The sequence below is a fragment of the Myxococcus qinghaiensis genome, assembly GCF_024198215.1.
GTDB lineage: Bacteria > Myxococcota > Myxococcia > Myxococcales > Myxococcaceae > Myxococcus > Myxococcus qinghaiensis.
The window spans coordinates 1-7,690 of sequence record NZ_JAKCFA010000057.1; the positions used below are offsets into that span (position 1 = coordinate 1).

Genomic DNA, 7,690 nt, shown 5'->3' on the forward strand with positions numbered 1-7,690 from the left:
CGGCCCCGCTCGCCGCTCTGTCTTCCAGGGCGGCAGTGGGGCCGTCCTGCGTCGATGACCCGATTTCCGCACCCAGTGATGACCACCTACGTGACCAGATTCCCGCGCTCCTCGATGACCGCCAACAAATGGTTCGATGCGACTTGGCGGGAGGTGAAGAACGCGTGCAGCGGCTCCGACGCGGCGCTCGCAATAAGCCGTATCCGGAGCAACCTGCGGCAGTCGCGCGTCTTCGACAGCGTCCGGAAGCCGGGGGGAAGCGCGAGCGATGGGGAGACCATCGAGCTCATCCGTCGACTACACGTGCTGCCCACGGACCTGCAGTTCGCTCTTTCCGAGACCGAGAGCCAATCGACCGCACGATGCCGACGCCTTCTGGAATCCGGCGCTCCTGGCGAAGCGGAAGCGCTCTGGAAGGATCTCATCAACGTAGCGACCGAAACGCGACTGCGGAAGGGTACCGTTACTCTTCAGGACCTCTGGTCCCGTCTGCGGATCCGGTTCGAACTTCGCCAGCATCCGGACTTCACGCGCGATTGGGAGACGCTCTCCAACATTACCTCCGACCAGAAGGCGCGGATAGCGACGGCGCTCCCTTCGGGATATGCCGTCCTGCGGACTGCGGAGAAGGCATCGTTCCAGACGGCTGTCGTCAAGAATGCGGTGACCGTGGTCTTCGGTGAGTCGGGCTGCGGCAAGTCGGCCCTCGTGAAATCGGTGCTCGACGCCAATTTCCCATCCTGGAACCAGGTGTGGTTCGGTCCGGTAGACCTCAAGACGGCGCTGAGCGCGGCGCGGCGGGGAACCCTGCCCCTCCGGCATGAGTTGTCGCGTGTCCTCAACGCGACCGTCAAGCCAACGAACGTGCTCGTCATCGACTCGGCCGAGCGGATCGAAGCGACCGAGTTCGTCGTCATCCGTCAATTGCTCCAGGCCATCCTGCCGGCTGTCGGTCAGGCCGAAGCAGCATGGCGAGTCGTCGTCGTCACCCAGACCCAAGGCTGGGCCGAAGGTGAAGAGATGATGCTCGAAGGGCGAAAGGCCGAACTCGTCGAACTGGAGCAAGTCACGAGCCGTGAAGTGAAACTGGCGCTGTTGCCGTCGCCGACGCTGGGCTGGTTAGCGGACCACGACGACACCATCGTGGCGCTGACCAACCTACGGACCCTGGGGTGGGTCATCAAGGCTGGCGCTGCGCTGGGCTCGAGTGCCCGCGGTCTCGCGTCGCACACAGCAATCGCGGACAGGCTGTGGAAGTACTGGACGCAGGACCGCGCCGACGTACAGGCGCTGATGATGCGTCTCGCGCAGCGGGAGGCATCGTTCGAGCGCAGCTTTGCGCTGACCGACCTGAATCCCACCGACACTACAACCTTCGCGAATCGCCCGTCCGAACTTCCGCTGCGGCAGAACGAACGGACGAATAGGGTCGAGTTCGAACACGACCTCGCCGCCGATTGGGCGCGCTTCCAATTCCTGAAGCAGGTTTGGACGGACGCCCCGCAGTGGACCCCTCTCGCTGAGAACCCGCTCTGGACGAACGCGCTACGGATGCTCGGGCAGTTCCTGCTGCGGCAGCCCGCTGATGTCGGAACAGCGTGGGACACGACCTTCGATGCGGCCGTGACAGCGAAGAACGCATTGGCTGGCGACATCCTGCTCGATGCACTGTGTCTGGATCCGGAAGCTGAGCAGTTCCTGCACAACCGGGTCGAGTTGTTGCTCGCGAACGAGGCCAGGGTCTTCACGCGGCTGCTCCTGCGCTTCCACCACATCGCGACGTTTCCGGCCGGGGGCCCGCTGGCGCTGGACTCGGCGGTCGGGCTTTACATAGAGGCCCAGTACCGATCGCCCATCTTCGGACGGTGGCCGCCGCTCCTTCGCTTCCTCATTGCACAGCGCGAACGGCTGGGCGGGCTCGTCTCGTCCGCTCTCGCCAAGGTCATCGAGACCTGGCTCACGAAGACGCCGCGCCAAATGAGCGACGGCTCGCGGATGCCATTCCGGCGGGAAATTACGAGAATCGCGCTGGCCATGGCGCGAACCGTGCAGACCCAGAAGAGGCTCGGCGTCATGTACGTGATGCAGGATCACTCGCTTTGCACGGCCCCTCTCGCGGGTGCAGCGGACCTCCCCGACGACGTCGGCAACTGGGCCATGGAGTTGGCAGGGCGGCGCAATGTCGATGCGGACGTCAAGCGGCGAATAGCCCAAGGGAGACGAGAGCAAGCCGCGGCTCACTCCAAGCGCTTGGAGACGGACCTGGAATACAGGGCCCGGAATGAGCGGCAGCAGCAGATGTCGCACTCTATCAGCTCGTCCAGAGAGCGTTTGCCACCCTGGCCGCTCGGGGCAGACGGCGAGGTCGATGGGGACTTCCGCGCCGTCTGCCTCAAAGGGACTGGTATCCAGCCGTTGATGCGTGCACGGCCAGAGTTGGCGGCGGAAGTCTTGCTCGCCCTCATCATCGAGGACCAGCCCGCACGGGAGTACGGGGCGGCCCGCTCCGAGATGGACTTGGGTCTCGACTACTCGAAAGACGCTTACCCGACCGCCTTCTGGAAGAGCCCGTTTTTTCCGTTCCTGCAAATCGTGCCGGACGTCGCCCTGGGTGCGCTCATCGCGCTTGTGAACTTCTCGACTGAGCGCTGGGGCGCGGAAGTGAAGCGGCGCCACGAGGGAAAACTGCCCGGCGTCACCCTCCAGTTCGAGGGTGGGTCGGAGAAGACCTTCCTTGGCTGGTGGGAGGTGTTCGACTGGCCGCAGTCCAACTCCATGCGCAACGGGAGCCTTTTCTGCGCGCTCGACGCGCTGGAGCGGTGGCTGACGGTCAAACTCAACGCCGGCGAGGACGTCGCTGTCGCCGTCGAGCGGCTGCTGCACGAAGGCAACTCCGCGGCGCTCGTCAGCGTGCTCCTCAACGTGGCGAAGTACCAGCCGTCGCTGCTCTCTGGATCGCTCGCGCCTCTGTTGACGTTTCCGAGCCTGTTCTATTGGGACAACATCCGCGTCGGGCATATCAACTACAACTTCGTTGGATCGAGTTGGCTCCGGGGCGGACAGGCGATGTACGACTTCGCCCTCAGTTGGACGCTCGCACCGCATCGCCAGGAGAGCTTCTTGGATGTCGTCGTCAAGCTCCTGTTGGCCGACGACGGCGTCGCGCGGCACCTTCACGCGCTGATACCGACGTGGTCGCTCCCCGAGGACCCGAAGGAAGCGCTTGAGTTCAAGCTGTTCTACGCCGCTCTGGACCGCACCAACTACCAGGCCGCGACGGACCCCAAGACCGGCGCGAAGACGCAGAGGTTCGTATGCCCCGGCGCCCTGAGCCTCGAGGTCCAGTCGTGGCAGAGCGAAAAGGCGCAGCCGCTGACGTACCTTCTCGTGCCGGAGCGCTGCGAGCGGCAACTTCAAAGAGGACAGACGCTCACCGACGAAGAGGCGGCGTATCTCTACGGACTGCTCAAGTCCTGCGAGGCCGCCACGATGGACGATGAGTTCGGCAAGTCCAAGTGTAGGCTCGCAACGGCAGCGACGTTGGTCGTGCTGGGCAGGGAGTGGTTGGCGAAGACGCCAGAAGCGCAGACCCGTGCGCATGCGGTCGTGCGCACTGCGGTCTCGGAGCTCCCGTCGACGGGCGAGGAGATTCGCAATCGGCGCGTGGGGAGCATGCGCGACGAACTGAAGTTCGCTGCGCACGCGGTGATGCACCTCTGGTTGGCGGGTGACGCCAGCCCTGAACTGGAGACCGACGTCCTTCGCCTGCTGACGAGCGGGGACACGCGCGCTGCTGCGGCCGTGGTGGGCATCGCCTACGCCAACCGGGAGCAACTGGGGCCGGCGTGGTGGCGACTTCTGCAGGCCGGGGTCCTATGGTCCGGCCTCATCCTCCTCGTACCGCATCACGGAGATGGAGAAGGCGCGGAGCGCGCCTGGAGCGGCTGGCTCGCGCGGCTGCGGCGCTTCCCGCTGCGGGGCATGAATGCGAACGCGGACAGCCTCGACTTCGAGCAGGTCGCGGCCGGCTGTGGCCGGCTGGGATTCTCGAGGGAGATGCGGCTCTACGCGTCCGGCGACCGGACGTGGCGCCAAAAGCCCGAGCAGCGGCCGGGAGTCTCCCTTGACGGCGATGTCCTCCAGGTCGTGTTGGGTTGGCTTATCGACGGCGGTGGAACAGGCGACCGGCAATTGGATACGCGCCTTGCTCTCCGCATTTGGGACTACGACGCCTCGCGCGCGAAGGCGTGTGGCAAGACCGACAAGTACGGCGAGTACGGCCTGCCCACGCAGAACCTAGGCTACGATATCCTACTGAAACTCGCGGCCTTGTCGCTCGCCGCGCCTGACAATGAGAGTCAGGCTGTCTGGGAGCCTGTGCTCGCGCATGGGCCGGCGGCGCACCACGCGCTGCAGCACTTCATCCGCGGCCTCTTTCTGCGTCACGGCAAGAGCAATGCCCCAGCCGCATTCGAGCGTGTCTGGCGGGCGGCCGCGGAGTACGGACTGGCAGCGGATTGGTCGAAGCCAGGCCTATGGTTCTACGGCGAGCGGCTGATTTGCGAGCTACTCGGGTTCGGAAATGAGGACGCTCTCGTGCTGCTCGCGCCGGGAGCCGCGCTCCGCATGGAGGACGTCTACGAGCGGTGGGCGCAAGGGCACCTGGATCGTGACGAAGAGTGCTTGACCCGATTCTCGCACTTCCTCACGACGCGCTTCGGCACCCCGCTTCGTCTGGACGGCCTTCGCTGGATTGCCGCGATGCTGAAGGCGAAGAACCCGTCCAATCACTGGTATCGCGAGGAGACCGGTAACGCGCTGGTCGAGCTCGTGGCAGTGGCATTGGGTGCGGACGCCCATGCGCTGTCCAAGGACGCTGACGCGCGGCAAGCACTTGTCGAACTCGCGGCAGCGCTGGCCGCCAAGAACACACCTGCCGCGCTTGCTCTGCAGGAGCGCATCAAACGCTTGCGCTGATGGAAGAGCAGGTTGGGAGCGGGCACGTCGCAGGAATGGTCACCCGCTACGGCGCGCTCACCTTCTTGCCGGAGGAGGCAGTCTGATTGCGGCCAACCTGGTGTTTCAACAATCCGGTGCGGTACAGGTCCCCGCGCTACCCGATGGTAGCCCCTGCGTTCGATACATGATTGTGACTCCTTCCCCAAAGCATAGGACGGATAGGAGCCCTGTTGAGGGCGGCGGGTTGGTGAAGAGGGGCCAAGAAGGGCCGCTGGAGGGTGACACGCGGGCTGTGCGCCGGGCCGGAGCAGAGGCTGTGCCGCCCCTACGACCTCGGCGGACGACCACGCGGCCCTGGAGGCCATTGTCTTCGTCCTCAGGTGCGGCATCCCGTGGGAGTTGCTGCCGCGCAAACAGTTTGGCCTCTCAGGGATGACGGCCTGGAGCAGGCTGGAGGAGTGGACTCGAGCGGGTGTGTGGGAGGAACTCCAGCGCCGGCTGCTGGATGAACTGGGCCTGCGCGGCAAGGTGGACTTCTCCCGGCCCTCCATTGACTCCTCTGCCGTCCGGGCCTCAAAAAGGGGGTCCTCACGGACCCGAATCCGACGGACCGAGCGAAGGCGGGCAGTAAGCATCATCTTCTCGTAGACGCGCAGGGACCCCCCTGTGTCAGGGAAGATGTCGCCTCGGCTGACATGCCGAGCTGACCACCCGATGGGGGCGAGCGCAGGCGGTTGAAGTGCCGTACACAGACGCATTCAAGGCGCAGATGGTGAAGCGGATGATGGGGCCGAGCGCGGTGAATGCCTCGACACTGGCCCGGCAGGTAGGAGTGTCCCAACCAACGTTGTCGCAGTGGTTGCGAGCGGCGAATAGGGTAGCGGCCATGACGCCCCCGTCCGAAGAGAAGAAGCCCGCCCCGCCCGCTGGGCCCAAGAAGTGGACGCCCGAGGAGAAGGTGCGCGTGCTGGCGGCGGCCCAGGAACTCAAAGGCGAGGAGTTGGGGGCGTTGCTGCGTGGAGAGGGGCTGCATGAAGCGCAGCTACGGGAGTGGCAGCAGGCGGCCGCAGGGGCGCTCTCCGGGACGGCGATCGAGCCGCTACCGGCCAAGGAGCGCAAGCGGCTGGCCGCCGCCGAGAAGCGGGTGAAGGAGCTCGAGCGGGAGCTGCACCGCAAGGAGAAGGCGCTGGCGGAGACGGCGGCGCTGCTGGTGCTCGAAAAAAAACTTCAGGCGATGGGGTGGGACGAGAGGCACCTGGCCGACGAGGACGACGTAGCGGACGAGAAGAGCGAGAAATGACGCTCGCCCACGTCGACGAGGCCTTGGAGAGGGGCGTGCGCCTGGAGGCCATCTGCGAGCGGCTCGGGGTGGCCCCGCGCACGATTCAACGCTGGAGGAAGCCAGCCACGGCGGAGGACCGGCGGTGCGGACCGCATACCCGTCCGGCCAACCGGCTGTCGGAGGCGGAACGGCGCCGAATCCTGGCGGTGGCCAACAGCGAGGAGTTCCGGGACGCCTCGCCCAAGCAGATTGTCCCCAGGCTGGCGGACCGGGGCGAGTACGTGGCCAGCGAGGCGAGTTTCTACCGGGTGCTGCGCGAGGCGGGGCAGTTGGTCCACCGAGGCCATGCCAAGGCGCCCACACCCAGGCCCCGGGCCGAGCACACCGCCACCGGTCCGGACCAGGTCTGGAGTTGGGATATCACCTATCTGAAGGGACCGGTGAAGGGTGCCTTCCTCTACCTGTACCTGGTGGTGGACGTCTTCAGCCGGCGCATCATGGGCTTCGCGGTGCACGAGGAGGAGTCGTCCGAGCATGCCTCGGCCCTCATCCGCCGCTCTTGGCAGGAGGCCGGCTGCCCCGAGGGACTGGTGCTGCATGCGGACAACGGCGGCCCCATGAAGGGCGCCACGCTGCTGGCCACCTTGCAGTGGTTGGGAGTCACCCCGTCCTTCAGCCGGCCCCGCGTCTCGGACGATAACCCCTTCTCCGAAGCCCTCTTCCGTACGCTGAAGTACCGTCCCACCTTTCCTCGGCGTCCCTTCGCGTCCGTCGAGGCCGCGGGCTGCTGGGTGACTCGCTTCGTGGCTTGGTACAACACCGAGCACCTTCACTCCGCCATCCGCTTCGTCACGCCCGACGACAGGCACTTCGGTCGCGAGGCCTCGCTGCTGGCTCGACGCCACCGGGTGTACCAGCGCGCCCAATCCCGTCACCCGGAGCGATGGAGCCGCGTCACGCGCAACTGGACTCCCGCGGGCTCCGTCCGCCTGGGCCCCTCGCCCAGCCTCATCCCGGCCGTGCAGGAGATGAAGCGCATCGGCTGAACCCTCTCACGCGACATCTACCTTGACGCTCACCGCAACCGTCCTCCGCCTCCGCGCCTGACTCCTCCTGAACCCACCCAAGCCTTGGTGACCAGGACCTCCATGCGCGGCTACCATGCGGCGCGAGTGGAAGGGTGCATCCGGCGGACGCCACCCGTCGGTCGGTTACCTCGTTCTTCTCGTCCGCTGCGACGTCCTCGTTGGCCAGGTGCCTCTCGTCCCACTCCATCGCCTGAAGTCTTTTTCGAGCACCAGCAGCGCCGCCGTCTCCGCCAGCTGCGTGTACCGGGGCAAGGTGAGCACCGATTCCAGGCCAAGCCGAGCAGCGATTCCGGAGCAAGGTGAGCAGCAGTTCCGGGGATGCCGAGCAGGCATTCCGGGCATGTCGAGCACCGATTCCGGG

Annotated in this window: 1 protein-coding gene and 2 pseudogenes; all 3 read left to right on the forward strand. The window is 65.9% G+C overall.

Annotated features, from left to right (window positions below):
- The first annotated feature begins 78 nt into the window (after nucleotides 1-78).
- The 3 genes and pseudogenes from LZ199_RS45675 to LZ199_RS45680 all read left to right on the forward strand — a co-directional run bounded on the left by LZ199_RS45675 (nucleotide 79) and on the right by LZ199_RS45680 (nucleotide 7,287).
- Nucleotides 79-4,977, forward strand: coding sequence for an ATP-binding protein (locus tag LZ199_RS45675; protein WP_254000144.1), 4,899 nt, complete (start codon nucleotides 79-81; stop codon nucleotides 4,975-4,977).
- Nucleotides 4,978-5,295: 318 nt separating this feature from the next.
- A pseudogene (locus LZ199_RS47100) lies at nucleotides 5,296-5,607 on the forward strand (transposase); the annotation flags it as partial.
- 91 nt (nucleotides 5,608-5,698) lie between these two features.
- A pseudogene (locus tag LZ199_RS45680) lies at nucleotides 5,699-7,287 on the forward strand (IS3 family transposase).
- Nucleotides 7,288-7,690 lie beyond the last annotated feature (403 nt).

What these genes read in the sequence shown, in the direction of transcription:
- LZ199_RS45675 (WP_254000144.1), top strand. Translation starts at nt 79, where the DNA reads ATGACCACCTACGTGACCAGATTCCCGCGCTCCTCGATGACCGCCAAC.